This is a genomic window from Antarctobacter sp., from assembly GCF_048262615.1.
In the GTDB taxonomy this organism is placed as follows: domain Bacteria; phylum Pseudomonadota; class Alphaproteobacteria; order Rhodobacterales; family Rhodobacteraceae; genus Antarctobacter.
This window is the reverse complement of the sequence record NZ_JBLXFB010000009.1, coordinates 145,658-161,233: the sequence shown is the minus strand read 5'-3', so window position 1 is coordinate 161,233 and position 15,576 is coordinate 145,658. Positions and strand designations below refer to the sequence as shown.

The following is a 15,576-nucleotide window of genomic DNA, read 5'->3' as shown; positions in this document are numbered from 1 at the left end:
TTACCTCATCTGACTTGCGCCGTTGACATCCAGCACCGCGCCCGAGAGCGAGGTTTGCGATGGCCGCAGGACAAAGGCCACAAGCTCGGCTATTTCCTCGGGCGTGGCCATGCGCCCGACAGGGATACCCGACAGCGCCGCCGCCGCGCCGTGCTCTCGGACATAGGCATCCGACATCTCGGTCTTGACCCAGCCGGGCGCAATGGCGACAGCCGTCACGCCAGAGGGGCCAAAGCCGCGCGCGATGCTCTGCGTCAGGTTCACCAATGCGGCCTTTGTTGCGCCGTAGGACATGGCCTCGGCCCGATAGCCGCCCTGCGCCGCACGGGACGCGATATTGACGATTCTGCCGCCGCCCCGGCCAAGGAAATGCCGGACAGCGGCGCGGCAGAGATCCGCTGCGGCCATCAGGTTGACCTGAAGATCGCCATGCCAGACGCGGTGCCAGTCCTCCAGCGACTGGTCCACCGAGGACGGTGTCAGAATACCGGCGTTGTTGATCAGCGTGTCGATCCGCCCCGCCGCGTCCTCGGCGGCCTGCCAGAGCGCGGTCGGTGAGGCGGGATCGGACAGGTCGGCGGGCAGGGCCATCGCCCCATGGCCAAGCTCTTTGGCCAGCGCCCCTGCCTTTGAGGCGTCGCTTCGGAACTGCAATACGACGCGGGCCCCGTCACTGGCCAGTTCCCGCGCTATTGCCTGCCCGATGGCTCCTGTCGCCCCGGTGAGAAGGACGGTTTGCCGCTTTAGCCGCATCGTTCTAGCCCTTAATATACCAGCCCCAGGGTTTGGAGCGGTCCCAAGTCGTGATTTGCTTTGTTTCCAGGTAGTTGTTGAGGCCCCAGACGCCCAGTTCACGGCCGATCCCCGATTTCTTGTAGCCGCCCCACGGGGCTTGTGTGAATGTCGGTTGCGAGCAGTTGATCCAGACAATCCCGGCGCGGAAGGCACGGGCAACACGTTCGGCCCGCGCGGTATCGGCTGACATCACCGCCGCCGCGAGACCGTAGTCAGAGCGGTTGGCCAAGTCGACGGCCTCTGCCTCGGTGGTAAACGGACGAACGCAGACAACAGGTCCAAAGATTTCCTCGGTCCAGACCCAACTGTCGAGCGGAGCATCGGCAAGGATCGTGGGTTCGACATAGCAGCCATGTTCCAAGCCGTCCGGAACGCCACCGCCGACGACGACGCGGGCCCCCGCGTCGCGCCCTGTCTGGATCGCGGCCAGCACTTTCTCGTGCTGCGCTTTGTTGACCAGCGGGCCAAGCAGCACGCCCTCTTCCAGCCCGTGGCCGATCTTGATCTTTCTCGTTTCCACTACCAGCCGCGCCATCACCGCGTCGTAGATCGGCGCTTCGATCAGAACCCGCGAGGTCGCGGAGCAGACTTCGCCCTGATTCCAGAAGATGCCGAACAATATCCATTCGACGGCCTCGTCGATCGGGGTGTCGGCAAAGACCACCAGAGGGGATTTGCCGCCCAGTTCCAGCGAGAGGGTTTTTACATCCTTTGCCGCCGTGGCCATGATCCGCGAGCCGGTCGGCACCGACCCGGTAAAGGCCAGCTTGTCCACCAGCGGGTGTTCGGTCAGCGGTTGGCCCGCTTCGGCACCAAAGCCCGTCACGATGTTCAGGGCCCCTGCGGGCAGACCGGCCTTGTTGGCGATCTCACCAAGCTCCAAGGCTGTCAGAGGGGTAACTTCGGACGGTTTCAGAACAATCGTGCAGCCCGCCGCCAAGGCGGGGGCAACCTTCCAGGAGGCCATGAGCATCGGGAAATTCCACGGAATGATCGCCCCGGCGACCCCCACGGGTTCCTTGACCGCTTTCGAGGTAAAACCGTCCATCCCTAGATCGACGGTTTCCTCGGCTTCGGTGTCCAGCCGTTCTGCGAGGTCAGCGTAAAAGTGAAAGACGGCTGCCGTGTCCTCGATGTCCCAGACGGCCTCGGGCAGGGGTTTGCCGTTGTCCAGAACCTCCATACGGGCCAGCGCATCGGTGCGCGCCGCTATCTCGTCGCCCATCCGCCGCAGCACCTCGGCGCGCTGCACCCCGGTCATGCGCGGCCATGGGCCGGTGTCAAAGGCCGCGCGCGCGGCCTTGACGGCGGCGTCTATGTCCTTGGCCCCGCCCCGCGCAACCCTGTGCACCACGTTGTTGTTCGATGGATCGACCACGTCAAACATTTCGCCGGTGGCCGCGTCCACATAGTCGCCGTTAATGAAAAGCCGGTGTTTCATGGGTCTTCCTTACATGTGCCGTGTCACGCCGCCGTCGACGCGCAGGGATTGTCCGGTGATGTAGCTGGAGTCGTCCGTCAGCAGGAACGCCGCGACTTTGGCCTGCTCCTCGGCCCGTGCAAGGCGTCCCAGCGCGCTCATGTCGGCGAATTTCTGCGGCAGATCGAGACTGTCGGTGAAGCCCGGCAAAAGGCAGTTCATGCGGATGTTCGCAGGGCCGTAACGGTCTGAGTACAGCTTTGTGAACGACGAAACGCCGACGCGGTAGACCGATGAGGTCGGAAAGGTCAGCGAGGGTTCGAAGGCGGAAAAGGTGGTGATATTGACGATGGCACCGCCGCCCTGCGCCTCCATGACGGGTGTCAGCACCTTTGCCGTCCGGATGACAGGCTTCAGAACCATGTCGTTGGCGCGGTCCCAGTCGTCTTCGGAGATTTCCAGCAGGTCGCCTTTGGGCGGGCCGCCGACATGGATCAGGCAGGCGTCGATGCGACCATAGGTTTTCATGGCCAGGTCAAAGACGGCCTGCGTGTCCTCGGCGTTTTCGGCGCGGCCCCGGCTGGCCACCCCGCCCAACGCGGCGGCAAGGGTTTCACAGGATTGCGACGGGGACATCAGCGCCAGCTTGTATCCCCTGCTGTGCATTTCGCGCGCCGTGGCGGCCCCCATGCCGCGCCCGCCGCCAATGATCAGGCATACCCTTTCAGTCATGAACCTCTCCTCAGAACCTGTCGATACGGTAAGGGTGCAGGTCGAGCTCGGGGCGTTCGCCCGCGATCAACTGCCCCATGAGTTTCGCCGTCGTCGCGGCATAGGTCAGGCCAAGGTGGCCGTGCCCCGTGGCGTAATAGACGCCGGGTGTCTTTGCGCTGGCGGATATGACCGGCACGGTATCGGCCATCGCCGGTCGGTGGCCCATCCATTCGGAGGTGTCGTTCAAACGCAGGTTCGGCAGCGCCTCACGCGCGCGTCGGACCGTGATTTTCGCGCGCCGCCAGTCCGGCGGTGTCTCCAGCCCCGCCATCTCTACCGTGCCGCCGATACGGATGCCGCCCGCAGTGGGCGACACCATGAAGGCCTTGGCGGGCCAGATGATCGAATGGCGCAGGGTCACGCCGGGGTCCATGACCTGCGTGTGATACCCGCGTTCGGTCTCCAGCGGGATCGGCTCATCAAGTTGCTTTGCCAGTTTTGCGGTGAATGCGCCTGCGGCCAAGACGGCCTCGGCGCAGGGCAGGACGCGCCCATCGCTGAGCCGCACCGCCGTGATGTGGCCGGAGCGTTCAAAGCCGGAGACCTCGCCACCTTCGACCCGACCGCCCAGTGCCTCGAACCGGTCCACCAGCCGCGTCACGATCCGCAGGGGATCGCGCACCGTGCGGTTGTCGGGCAGGCGCAGCGCCTTGGTGATGGTGCTGTCAATCTGGGGCTCAAGATCATGCAGTTGGTTCCGGTCCAGCACGTCATAGGCAAAGCCAAAGCGGTCCAGCACGTCAATACGTTCGGCGTCGGCCCTGAACTCGGCATCATTGGCATAAAGAGACAGGCAGCCGGTGTCGGAAAGATCCTCCGACAGGTCTATGTCGCGCAGCATTTGCTGGGTATCGGCAAGCGCGCGGGAACAAAGCGCGGCACCTTGTGCCTCGAGCGCGCGCAGCTTTGCCGGGCGCGACGCCAGAAGGAAGCGCCAGAACCACGGCACCAGTCGCGGCATATGGGCGGGACGGACACAGATCGGGCCCTCGGGGTCGATCAGCCAGCCGGGAATGTGCCGCCAGACCGAGGGGCGCGAGGCGGGCATGAACTCTGTCACGGCTATGGACGCCATGTTGCCAAAGGACGCGCCCCGGCCCGGCGCTGCGCGGTCGATCAGGATGACCTGACGACCGCGCCGTTGCAGGTCAAGGGCAATGGCCGCGCCAATCACGCCGGCGCCGATCACAAGAGTGGGTTTCGGGTTTGACACGTCCGTTGTCCTGTCAGTCGGAGGGCATTGGGCCCCCCGCACGGGTTACATTGCAAGGATGGGGGCCATTGCGGCCTTGAAGTCGGCCATTTCGGCGTCGGTCAAGGGTCCAAGCGGTGCGCGGCATGCGCCCACCGGCATGCCCTGTAGCTCTGCGCCGTACTTGATCTTCTGCACGAACTTGCCGGACTCGAGGATGTTCATGGCGCGATAGAGCGTTTTCATCAACTCCTTGGCCGCCGCCAAATCGCCCGCCTTGTAGAGCCGGTCGAGATCACAGCACGCCTTGGCCATGCAGTTCGAAGGGCCGCAAATCCAGCAGTCCGCCCCCCAGATCATGAAATCGAGCGCGATGTCGTCCGAGCCCGAGACAAGCTGGATCTTGCCTTCGTACCGCGAGGCGATGTCGATGGCGCGTTGCAGCACGCCCGAACTTTCCTTGATGCCGATGACGCGCGGGTTGTCCGCGAAATGGTCCATCAGTTCAAAGGAGATGTCCGCACCGTCCTTGGCCGGGTAGCTGTACAGCACAAGGTTCACGTCGACCTCTGCCAGCACGGTCTCATAGTGTGTGATCAACTCGTCCTGTGTGGGCCGGGTGTAGAACGGCGGTGCCAGCAGCACGTTGTCATAGCCAATGTCCTTGGCCAGGGCCGTTTGCTCGATCACCTCGCGGGTGGCGGGTGCATTGGTGCCCGCGATCAGGATTTCGTCCTCGTTGGCAAAATCCTTGACGAATTGCAGGACCGCGCGGCGCTCTTCGGTGGTCTGGCTGAAATACTCTCCGGTGGACCCGTTCGGCACCCAGCCGGTCACCCCCGCCTCGCGGAAGTGCGTCAGCAGTTGGCCGAAGGCGTCGAAGTCGATCCTGTTGTCGGCATCGAAGGGCGTGACAAGCGCCGGCATCACGCCGGACAGTTTGACGTTAAAGCTCATTTGGCTTTCCTTTCATCCTTGTAGGGCAGGTATCCGCGCCGTTCGACGGTGGGGAAGGCATCGCCCCGGCGCACGTAGTTGGTGTTCTGTCGCAGCGGTCGGGGTGTGAAATCCCAGATTTCCTCGCGCCCGGTCGAAAGCGCCTTGTCGACGATCTTGCGCGCGGTCTGGCTGGCGACGACCTCACCGGGCAGGGTGTCGAGCGACCATGTCCGCTCGGCCAGATCCGTCAGGCGGGTTTCGTCCGGATCACCCGTGCCCGCGAGATTGGTCAGTTCCAGAGGGTCGGCATCAAGGTCGAACAACTGCGGGGGGTAGGCCCGCGACATGACCAGCTTTTTGGAGCCGTCCCGCACGCAGACCCGCGGCGCGGCGGTGCCGCCGTCGATGTGTTCGGCAAAGACCGGACCGCGCAGCGCCTCGCCGCGCAATGCGGGCAACAGGCTGCGGCCGTCGAGAGGGGTCTTGATGGTTTCCACGGGGATCGCCGCGATGTCGCACAGTGTCGGGAATATGTCGACAAGACTTGCGGGCGCGGAAACGCGGGCCGGGGCGCAGTCGGGATGCGCCACGATCAGCGGCACCTGTATCGCCGGGTTGTAGAGGGTTTTCTTGAACCACATCCCGCGTTCGCCAATCATGTCACCATGGTCAGAGGCAAAAAGCACCACCGTGTTCTGACCGTAACCGCTGTCCTGAAGGGCGGTCATCAGCCGCCCGAAAAGGTCATCGACATAGGAAATCATGGCGTAATAGCCGTGCCGGGCGTTGCGGTAATCTGCGTCGCTCAGGGTGCATTTGTCCTGACCGTAGTGATAATAAAGCGACCTGCTGTGCGGGTCGCGGTCTTCGACCGGGACATGCGGCACGCGCGGCGCGTCGATGTCCGGATCTGAATAGCGGTCCCAATAGGCGCGGGTGGTGACATAAGGGTCGTGCGGATGGGTCAGGGACACGGTCATCAGGAACGGCCGGGCATCCTCGCCGCGTGCGCGGGAATAGAGTTCCCGGATGGCATGATGAATCACATCCTCGTCGTAGTCGATCTGCATCGACCGGGCGACCGGTCCGGCATCGCGCACCGTGTCGATGGTGGAAACGCCGAATTCATAGGCGCGCTCATCGTCTTCGGCCAGGTTTCCGAAGCTGGGTTCGGGGGTCCACGACATATCGGCGGGGTAGATTTCCGTGGTCAGGCGCTCTTCGAAGCCGTGGAACTGGTCGGGGCCGACAAAATGCATCTTGCCGGAGATGCAGGTGTAATACCCCTGCGCGCGCAGGTAATGCGCAAAGGTCGGCGTCGCTGCGGTGAATTCGGCGCCGTTGTCATAGGCGCCGACACGGGACGGCAACCGGCCCGACATCATCCCAAAGCGTGAGGGCGCGCAGAGCGGATAGTTGCACCATGCGTTTTCGAACACTGTCCCGCGCGCAGCCAGCGCGTCGATGTGCGGGGTCTTGCAGACTTTGCCGCCATAGGCGCTGAGCACGAAGGACGTCAGTTGATCGACCATGAAAAGGAGGATGTTCGGCTTTTCCATCATTCAATGTCCAACGATCTGGCTGAGAAAGGTTTTGGTCCGTTCGTTCTGCGGATTGTCAAAGAACTGATCGGGCGGGCCCTGTTCGATGATCTCTCCTGCGGCCATAAAGATCACCCGGTCGGCGACCTGCCGGGCAAACCCCATTTCATGGGTGACGCAGACCATGGTCATGCCGTCGCGCGCGAGGCCCACCATGACGTCAAGCACCTCCGAGATCATTTCCGGGTCCAGCGCCGAGGTCGGCTCGTCAAAAAGCATGATCTCGGGGGCCATGCACAGGGCGCGGGCGATGGCGACGCGTTGTTGCTGGCCGCCGGAAAGTTCGCCGGGGTACTTGTGCGCCTGTTCGGGGATCTTGACCCGTTCGAGATAACGCATGGCGGTCTTTTCCGCCTCGGTGCGACCGATCTTGCGCGCCAGCACCGGGGCGAGCGTGCAGTTTTCCAGCACGGTCATATGCGGAAAGAGGTTGAAGTTCTGGAACACCATCCCCGCGTCGCGGCGGATTTCGTCGATGTGATCGACGTTGTCGTCCAGCCGTGTGCCCATCACCTCAATGTCGCCTGAATGATGCTCTTCAAGGCGATTGATGCAGCGGATCAATGTGGATTTGCCAGAGCCGGACGGCCCGCAGATCACCACCTTTTCACCTGTGGCGACGTCGAGGTTGATGTTCTTCAACGCGTGAAACGCGCCGTAGAACTTGTTCATGTTCGCGATGTGTATGGCTGGTTCGGTCATGGGTGTGCTCCCTTAGCGGCGGCCGACGCCAAGACGGCGTTCGAGATAGGCGCCGTAGCGCGACAACGAGAAGACAAAGACGAAGAAGATCAGGCCGACAAAGACGTACATTTCGATGGTGGCAAAGTTCCAGTCGGCGGTGCCCGAGGCGGCCCGGCCGGAGGCCATCACGTCAAAGAAACCGATGATCGTGACCAGAGAGGTTTCCTTGAAGGTGATGACAAACTGATTGATCGTCGGCGGCAGGGCATTGCGGAAGGCCTGTGGCAGGATGATGTAGCCGATGCGGTGCCAGTAGTTCAGCCCCAGTGCCTTGGCGGCTTCTTCCTGTCCGCCGGGCAAGGCCTGCATGCCGCCGCGGATGATCTCGGCCTGATAGCAGGCAAAGAACAGCGCGTAGCCGACGATCACCCGATATAGCTTATCCCCGATTGCCCAATCCGGCAGGACAAAGGGCATCACGATGGCGAAGGTGAACATGATCGACAACAGCGGCAGCGAGCGGATCGCATCGATCACCAGCGCCATGGTGCGGGCAATCCAGGGCAGGTTGGAGCGGCGCAACAGCGCAAAAATGATGGCGAGCGGCATCCCCAGCAGGCAAACGGCGGCAAAGATGAAGATTGTCAGGGACAACCCGCCCCAGTTCTGCTCGGAGACGTCGGACAGTCCGAAATAACCGCCGCGCATCAGCACGTAGAAGATGCCAAAGCCGGCAATCCAGAGCGGCGGCAGGCGGCGCGCCGACCAGAACCACGGCACGCAGGACAGGACCGCCACGACAACCATCACGATGCAGGCAACGCCAGAGCGCCACTGTTGTTCGAACGGGTAGAGACCAAAGAGCACGATCCGCCACCGCGTGCTGACGACCGACCAGCAGGCGCCACCCTCCGGGTTCTCACGGCAGATGTCCCTGGCGTTTGGGGCAAAGGTGGCTTTCAGCAGGGCCCAGTCGATCAGCGCCCACAGCACCCAGGCTGCGAATGCGGCGAAGACAAGCGTGACAACCGTATCACGGGGCGTGGCGAAATAACGGGCGCGGAGCCGGGTGACCATGGTCTGTCGGGGCAATGCGGCGGGGATCACAGGGTGCGACATGGCTCAGATCCTCAATTGGGTGCCACGGAGCTTGATCACGTCATTCACGCGGTTCAGCACCCAGGCCATTGTGTAGTTGATGATCAGGAAGCCCCCCATCAGGATCGCGATGAGTTCCAGCGTTTGACCGCTCTGGTTGATCGAGGTTGAGATGATCATGAAGAAGTCGGTAAAGCTGATGGCGATGCCGATGGTCGTGGCCTTGAACAGCCAGACATACTGGTTGATCAGCGTCGGCATGACGATGCGGATGGCAAGGGGCAGGCGGATGCGGCTGAAGATCTGCCAGTTGGTCAGGCCAAGCGCATGTCCCGCCTCGCTCTGTCCGGTCGGCACGGCGTTGAAGCCGGCGCGCACGATCTCGGCGATATAGCTGGCACCATAGATCGAGATGGCAAGGACGCAGGCCATCAGTTCCGGCGAGATGCGGATGCCGTCGCGGTAGTTCAGCCCCTTTTGCCGGGGAATGCTGAACAGCGAGGTCTCGGGGAGGCGTCCGAGCCAGAGCACAACGACCGAGAGACCAAGCGCCAGCGCCCAGAGCGCCAGCCGCTCGTGTCGCGATTGTCTGAGGGGCAGGTCCGGCCAGCGCTTTGCCTTCAACCGGAGAGACAGGCCACAGGCGGCCAGCAGGATCAGGACCATGGCAAGGGCCGACCCGCCAGAGACGTTCAGGCCGGGCACATAAATGCCGCGCCCGGTCAGGGCGATCCCGCCAACAAGCGGTTCGGCGTCACGCGGCGACGGCAGGGCGAGCAGCAGAGTGTACCAAAAGAGCAGCTGGAGGATCAGCGGCACATTGCGAAACAGCTCGACAAAGGATGTGCCCATGAGTTCGGCCATGCCGTTGCCCGAGGTGCGCATGACCCCGACCGTGATGCCGATCACCGTGGCGAGAGGCAGGGCAATGGCACCAAGGAACAGCGAGTTCAGGAGGCCGACGAGGATCGCCTTCCAATAGGGCGACGAGGTGCTGTACTCGATCAGTGAAAAGTTGATGCGCCACCCGGTCGAGCGCTCCAGGAACCCGAACCCCGAGGTCATTCCCTGCGTTTCGAGGTTGGCGCGCGCGGTCATGACAAAGACGACAATCATCAGCACGATGGACCCGACGAAGGCGGATTGAAGGGCACCGTCACGGACACGTCGGTTCTTTAGGATCGCAGTCATGGTCTACTCCTCCCGAGCGGCAAACTGGATGGCCATTTGTGTTGTGGGGTGGTCGGCCCGGTCCCGGTCCGGAAACCGGGCCGACAGGGTCATCAGTCGATGATGAAGGGGTAGAAAACGCCGCCAGCGTTATAGAGCGCGTTGATGCCGCGATCGAGCTTGTAAGGCGATTTCGAGCCGAGGTTCCGCTCATAGATCTCGGAGAAGTTGCCGACTTCCTTGATCATGTTGTAGGCCCAGTCGTTGGACAGGCCGAGGCGGTCGCCGTATCCGGGCGTGACGCCCAGAAACTTGGCGACGGTTTCGGTCGGCGGATTGGCCTTGATGTCATCGACGTTGTCCGAGGTGATCCCTTCCAACTCCGCGAACCACAGCGAGGACAACATCCAGTTCTGAACGTCCAGCCAGTCCGCATCGCCTTCGGGGACAATGATGCCTTCGGCCTCTAGGGCAATCACGTCGGGCAGGATGGTGTGGTTGTCGGCCCCATCGGGCGCGTCGACACGACCGGCGGCAAGGCTGGGGGCCCATTCGACAATCGCGTCACAGCGGCCATCGTAATAGGCATTGCGCAACTCGTCGCCGTTTTCGAAGGTCAGCAATTCGGCGTCGATGTCGTGCGCCTGTAGATAGGTCGCGGTCGCACGCTCTGTCGAGGTGCCCGCGCCAACACAGATCGAGCCGCCGTCCAGATCAGCCAGCGTGGTCGCGCCAAGTTCGGTGCGTGTCATGGCCTGAAACGCGCCGATGAAATACGGCGTCGAATAGGCGAGGTTCAGTTCCGTATCGCGGCTTTGCGTCCAGCCGGACACCTTGATGACGACATCGATGTCGCCGGATTGCAGGGCGGGCCAACGCTGTGCCCAGGAGATCGGAACAATTTCCAGGTGCCCCTCGGAGGTGCCGAACATCCCCGCCGACAACGCGCGACAAAGGTCAATGTCGACACCCTTCCAGTTGCCCGTGTCGTCGACTTCGGCAAAGCCGAGGAACGACCCGTTGTGGCCCGAGCACATCAGTGTTCCGCGCTCCAGAACGGTCTTCAGGCGGCTGTTGTCGGCAACCTGCGCCTGAGCCAGCGACGCCGACGCGACAAGCGCGGTTGTCGTCAATGCAAGTTTCGAAAAGAGTGTCATTATCTTCTCCCTGTGTCGACACTATGTGTGCAGAATACTTGTCGACATAATGACGACACGTCAATAGTGTTGTTTGGAGCAAGGTTGGGGCATATGGGAATCATGCTTTGCCTCGGAGGTGATGAAATGGTTAAAAAACAAACTGATACGGTGAAGCATGCCAAGGGACGCGGGTCGCGATTTGTCTATGAGGCGCTGAAGCGGGAGATCCTTTCCCTTGTGCTCGAACCCGGCACGCCGCTCGATGAAACCAGCTTGTCAGAGCGATTCGCCATGTCCCGGTCGCCAGTGCGCGAGGCGCTTGTCCGGCTCTCGGCCGAGGGGTTGGTCGATATGCTGTCGAACCGGTCGACCCTTGTGGCGCCGATCAATCTGGCGGTGTTCCCCCGCTACGTCGAAGCCTTGGATTTCCTGCAACGGATCAATACGCGGCTTGCGGCGCAAAACCGGACAGAGCCGGAAATTGCGCTGATGACACGTGAGGCGCGGGCGTTCGACCGGGCCTGCGCCGCCAATGATTATCTGGCAATGTCAGCGACCAACCGTGATTTCCACATGGCAATCGCCCATGCGGGCAAGAACCCATACCTCGCGCGATCCTACGGTCAATTGCTGGACGAGGGGCGGCGTATGCTGCACATGCATTTCGACTATGTCAGGGCGTCCAGCGGCGACAGCCTGCTGGGGTCAGAACATCTGGAAATGATCGAAGCGATCCGGGTGAAAGACGTGGACCTTGCGGACCGCCTTGCGCATGCACACACCCGCCAGTTCCACGCCCGGTTCGTGGAATTCCTGAGCGCAAAATACAGCGACGACTTTGATTTCGACCTGTCCACACTGTCCATAAGCGCCTGATCCGGCGCGGCTGTCAGGTCCCGTAGCGCTGGGCGGTCAGACCGTCGAGCGGGATTTCCGGAGCGCGGTCAAGGACGACATCGGCAACGGCCCGTCCCGACCCGCAGGCCATCGTCCAGCCCAGCGTTCCGTGTCCGGTGTTCAGGAACAGGTTGTCATAGCGCGACGCGCCAAGGACCGGCGTCCCGTCCGGGGTCATCGGACGCAACCCGGTCCAGCCTTCGGCCTTGCTCAGGTCTCCGCCGTCGGGAAACAGGTCGTTGATGACATGGCGCACGGTATCTGTTGCGTGCGGGCCCAGCCGGTTCGAATAACCGGCGATTTCCGCCGTGCCCGCCACGCGAATCCGGTCCCCTAGCCGGGTGATGGCCACCTTGTGCGTCTCGTCCATGATCGTCGATTGCGGTGCCTGCGCGTCTTCGGTCACCGGCAGGGTGACCGAGTACCCTTTGACCGGATACACCGGCAGCCGAACGCCAATCGGGTTCAGCAGGCGCGGGCCATAGCTGCCCAAGGCGCAGACATATCTGTCGCCAGTGATCCTGCCGGCCATTTCGGTCTCGACCCCGGCCACTTGGCCGTTCTCGACGGCAATGCCCCGGATCGATTGGCCGTACTGGAATTCCACGCCCATCTCGGCGCATTTTTCCGCGAGGGCCATGGTGAACATCCGGCAATCGCCGGTCCGGTCGGCGGTCAGTTGCAGGCCGCCCACGAACTTTTCGCGCACCGAGGCCAGCGCGGGCTCTGCGGCGATACAGCCGTCACGGTCCAGCACCTCGAACGGTGAATCGTATTCCGCAAGGATGTCCTGATCGGCCTTTGAGGATTTCAGCTGCTTGGCGGTCCGGAACAATTGCAGCGTTCCCTGCGCGCGCCCGTCGTATTCGATCCCGGTCTCGGCGATCAGATCGGGCATCACATCACGCGAATAGTTGGAGATGCGCACCATCCGGCTTTTGTTGATGCGATAGCTGTCCTCGTTGCAGTTGCGCAGCATCTGCAACCCCCAGCCCCACATGGTCGGGCTGATCAACGGCCAGATGAACAGGGGGCGGCGTTTCATGAACAGCCATTTCAGCGCCTTCACCGGAACGCCCGGCGCCGCCCAGGGCGAGGTCATGCCATAGGAAAGTTCGCCCGCGTTGGCATAGCTGGTCTCAAGCCCCGGTCCGGACTGCCGGTCCAGCACGGTGACCTCGGCCCCGCCTTTTGCCAGATAATAGGCGGTCGTGACACCGATCACGCCCGCCCCCATCACGATCACTTTCATGGCTGCACTCTCCGTCAGGTTTCAGCAGGCGGCGGTAACGATGATTTCGACCTTCAGTTCTGGCCGCGCGAGGCGGGCTTCGCCACAGGCACGGGCCGGGGCCTGCCCCTCAGGCACCCAAGCGTCCCAGACCTCGTTCATCGCGGCGAAATCTTTCATGTCCGCCAGCCAGATCACCACCTGAAGCATACGGTCGCGCGAAGACCCGGCCTTGTCCAGCAAAGCCTCGACGCGGGACAGGCAGTCGCGCGTCTGTTCGGCCACGGTTGCGCCATCGCCGACCTGACCGCACAAATAGGCGACTCCGTTGTGCTTGACGATGCGGCTCATCCGGGTGCCGGTGTCTATTCGTTCGATCATCTGGTCTTCCTCGATGTTGTTTTGGCAATTTGGTCAAACAGCGGGCGCGCCCGGATCGGGCCGGACGCGCGGGATCACCTTGCGGTGCGTTTCCTGACACGCGATCCCGTTCGGGACAATCAGGTCAGCCGGCGCAGGATAGCAGCCAATTTGCCGAACAGGGTCTGGATTTCGTCTTTACTGATGATGAACGGCGGCGACAGGGCAATAATGTCCCCCGTCACGCGGATCATCAGGCCGTCGTCCCAGGCCATCTTCATCGCTTCGGTCCCACGGGCGCCCGGCGCTCCGGGGCGCGGTGCCAGTTCGATGCCGGCCACAAGCCCGAGATTGCGCAGGTCGATCACGTTGGGCAGGCCCCTGAGGCTGTGAACCGCCTCTTCCCAGTGCGGCGCAAGGCTGGCCGCGCGGGCAAACATGTCATTCCGGCGATAGGTTTCCAGCGTCGCCAAAGCGGCGGCAACGGCCATCGGGTGCGCAGAGTAGGTGTAGCCGTGGAACAGCTCGATCGGGGCGGTCGCCGTTTCCATTGCGGATTGATAGATATCCGCGCTCACAATCACGGCGCCCATGGGAATGACACCGTTGGTCAGCCCTTTGGCTGTGGTGATGATATCCGGTTTGACGTCAAAGTATTCGGCCGCGCTGGCCGCGCCAAGGCGTCCGTAGGCGGTGATGACCTCGTCAAAGATCAGCAGGATTCCATAGCGATCACAGATGTCGCGCAGACGTTTGAGATAGCCGATGGGCGGCATAAGCACGCCGGTCGAACCGGCCATGGGTTCGACGATAACCGCCGCGATGGTCGACGGATCGTGCAATTCGGCGATGTGGATCAGGTCATCGGCCAATTCCGCCCCATGCTCGGGGCATCCGCGCGAAAAGGCGTTGCGTCCAAGGTCGTGGGTGTGGCGCAGATGATCGACCCCGGTCAGCAGCGTCCCGAAATGTTTGCGGTTGTTGACGATACCGCCAACGGAAATGCCACCAAACCCGGTGCCGTGATACCCCCGTTCGCGCCCGATCAGCCGTGTCCGCGCGCCATCGCCGCGCATCCGGTGGTGGTGCAGCGCGATCTTCAGCGCGGTATCGACGGACTCCGATCCGGAATTGGTGAAAAAGACATGTTCCAGTCCCTCGGGAAACAGTGCCGCAACCTGGGAGGCCAGTTCGAATGCCTGCGGTGTGCCAAAGTTGAAATGCGGCGCATAGTCGAGCGTTGCAATCTGCCGCTGCACCGCTTCCACGATCAGCGGGTCATTGTGACCTGCGTTGACGCACCACAGCCCCGCTGTCGCGTCCATGATCTGACGTCCGTCGCCGCTGGTGTAGTACATGCCGTCCGCGCCGGTGATCATGCGCGGGTCCGTTGCGAATGCGCGGTTTGCCGAGAACGGCATCCAGAAGCGCGAGAAATCGTTTGGCGTGGCGGGGCGGTTCATCGGCGTTTCCCTTCGCGGAAGTTTCAGGCCGAGGTTGTCGCCGCGCTTTGAATTTCGATCAATCCTGATTTGTGGCCGCATCTCAGGCTGTTGAAAAGAAGATGATTTCACGCTAAACGCTTTGGATCGAAAGCGGAAAATCGCCCCATGAGCCAGACCACTCCTCACGACTCTCTTGTCGCCCGCCGTCTCCGAGTCGTGCGTCAGGCCCACGGCCTGTCGCAGCGGGAACTTGCACGGCGCACGGGTGTCGGCAGCGGCACGATCAGCCAGATTGAATCGATGGCGACCCAGCCCTCGGTTTCGGTCCTGAAGAAGATCCTCGACGGTATCCCGATGGATCTTGCCACCTTTTTCAGCTTTGAAATGATGGCGGCGGAATCGCCGGTGTTCCGCAAGGAGGAACATGTCGACATCGGCGCGCCGGGATTGAAATACCTGTTGTTGGCCGCCGCGCGGCCAAACCGCCACCTTCAGATGCTGCACGAATTCTATCAGCCGGGGAGCGGTTCGGGCCGCCGTGCCCTGTCACACGACGGCGAGGAATGTGCGATCGTGATTTCCGGACGTTTGGAGGTGACCGTCGGTGACCAGACATATGTGCTGGAACGTGGCGACGGCTATTATTTCAGCAGTTCAACGCCGCACCGGTTTCACAATCCCGGACCGCAGGTTTGCGAAGTGGTCAGCAGTTGTACCCCGGCAACGTTCTGATCTGCAAAGTGGCGATTTGATTCAGAGACATTCATTGGATCGGCCATACCTCGGTTCAGGCCGGTTTATCCTTCTTGCCCGGTTTCCCGAATAAGCGTC

Annotated in this window: 15 protein-coding genes; 2 read left to right on the top strand and 13 right to left on the bottom strand. The window is 62.3% G+C overall.

Annotated features, from left to right (window positions below; genetic code table 11):
- The 10 genes from ACN0S5_RS12295 to ACN0S5_RS12250 form a co-directional block, all read right to left on the bottom strand.
- Window positions 1-753: an SDR family NAD(P)-dependent oxidoreductase gene (locus tag ACN0S5_RS12295; protein WP_417208586.1), complete on the bottom strand. Its 753-nt coding sequence runs from the start codon at window positions 751-753 to the stop codon at window positions 1-3.
- Between the two features lie 4 nt (window positions 754-757).
- Window positions 758-2,236: an aldehyde dehydrogenase family protein gene (locus ACN0S5_RS12290; RefSeq protein WP_417208584.1), complete on the bottom strand. Its 1,479-nt coding sequence runs from the start codon at window positions 2,234-2,236 to the stop codon at window positions 758-760.
- Window positions 2,237-2,245: 9 nt separating this feature from the next.
- Window positions 2,246-2,947, bottom strand: a complete 702-nt coding sequence (locus tag ACN0S5_RS12285) for an SDR family oxidoreductase (RefSeq protein WP_417208583.1) — start codon at window positions 2,945-2,947, stop codon at window positions 2,246-2,248.
- A 10-nt stretch (window positions 2,948-2,957) separates the two neighbouring features.
- Window positions 2,958-4,202 (bottom strand): NAD(P)/FAD-dependent oxidoreductase, encoded by a 1,245-nt coding sequence (locus tag ACN0S5_RS12280; RefSeq protein WP_417208581.1) that lies wholly within the window; start codon window positions 4,200-4,202, stop codon window positions 2,958-2,960.
- Between the two features lie 45 nt (window positions 4,203-4,247).
- Window positions 4,248-5,138: a dihydrodipicolinate synthase family protein gene (locus ACN0S5_RS12275; RefSeq protein WP_417208580.1), complete on the bottom strand. Its 891-nt coding sequence runs from the start codon at window positions 5,136-5,138 to the stop codon at window positions 4,248-4,250.
- Window positions 5,135-6,682, bottom strand: coding sequence for a choline-sulfatase (betC, locus tag ACN0S5_RS12270; RefSeq protein WP_417208578.1), 1,548 nt, complete (start codon window positions 6,680-6,682; stop codon window positions 5,135-5,137). The genes ACN0S5_RS12275 and betC overlap by 4 nt, the downstream gene beginning before the upstream one ends.
- Complete coding sequence (locus tag ACN0S5_RS12265; protein WP_417208577.1) at window positions 6,683-7,423, bottom strand: amino acid ABC transporter ATP-binding protein; 741 nt, start codon at window positions 7,421-7,423, stop codon at window positions 6,683-6,685.
- Window positions 7,424-7,435: 12 nt separating this feature from the next.
- Window positions 7,436-8,524 carry an amino acid ABC transporter permease gene (locus ACN0S5_RS12260; RefSeq protein ID WP_417208575.1) on the bottom strand — a complete coding sequence of 363 codons (1,089 nt, stop codon included), beginning with the start codon at window positions 8,522-8,524 and terminating at the stop codon, window positions 7,436-7,438.
- 3 nt (window positions 8,525-8,527) lie between these two features.
- Window positions 8,528-9,694 (bottom strand): amino acid ABC transporter permease, encoded by a 1,167-nt coding sequence (locus ACN0S5_RS12255; RefSeq protein WP_417208574.1) that lies wholly within the window; start codon window positions 9,692-9,694, stop codon window positions 8,528-8,530.
- Window positions 9,695-9,786: 92 nt separating this feature from the next.
- Entirely contained in the window at window positions 9,787-10,830 is a 1,044-nt protein-coding gene (locus tag ACN0S5_RS12250; protein ID WP_417208573.1) for a transporter substrate-binding domain-containing protein, read from the bottom strand.
- Between the two features lie 126 nt (window positions 10,831-10,956).
- Here ACN0S5_RS12250 and ACN0S5_RS12245 point away from each other — a divergent pair, with 126 nt between their 5' ends.
- A complete protein-coding gene (locus ACN0S5_RS12245; RefSeq protein WP_417208572.1) occupies window positions 10,957-11,688 on the top strand; it encodes a GntR family transcriptional regulator in 732 nt (243 codons plus the stop codon).
- A 13-nt stretch (window positions 11,689-11,701) separates the two neighbouring features.
- Here the strand turns inward: ACN0S5_RS12245 and ACN0S5_RS12240 are convergent, their stop codons facing one another.
- From ACN0S5_RS12240 to ACN0S5_RS12230, 3 genes are all read right to left on the bottom strand, one after another.
- Window positions 11,702-12,961: a D-amino acid dehydrogenase gene (locus ACN0S5_RS12240; protein ID WP_417208571.1), complete on the bottom strand. Its 1,260-nt coding sequence runs from the start codon at window positions 12,959-12,961 to the stop codon at window positions 11,702-11,704.
- 21 nt (window positions 12,962-12,982) lie between these two features.
- Complete coding sequence (locus ACN0S5_RS12235) at window positions 12,983-13,321, bottom strand: RidA family protein (protein ID WP_417208570.1); 339 nt, start codon at window positions 13,319-13,321, stop codon at window positions 12,983-12,985.
- Window positions 13,322-13,440: 119 nt separating this feature from the next.
- Window positions 13,441-14,763, bottom strand: coding sequence for an aspartate aminotransferase family protein (locus tag ACN0S5_RS12230; RefSeq protein ID WP_417208569.1), 1,323 nt, complete (start codon window positions 14,761-14,763; stop codon window positions 13,441-13,443).
- A 147-nt stretch (window positions 14,764-14,910) separates the two neighbouring features.
- Here ACN0S5_RS12230 and ACN0S5_RS12225 point away from each other — a divergent pair, with 147 nt between their 5' ends.
- Window positions 14,911-15,477: a cupin domain-containing protein gene (locus ACN0S5_RS12225; protein ID WP_417208567.1), complete on the top strand. Its 567-nt coding sequence runs from the start codon at window positions 14,911-14,913 to the stop codon at window positions 15,475-15,477.
- The last annotated feature ends 99 nt before the right edge of the window (window positions 15,478-15,576 follow it).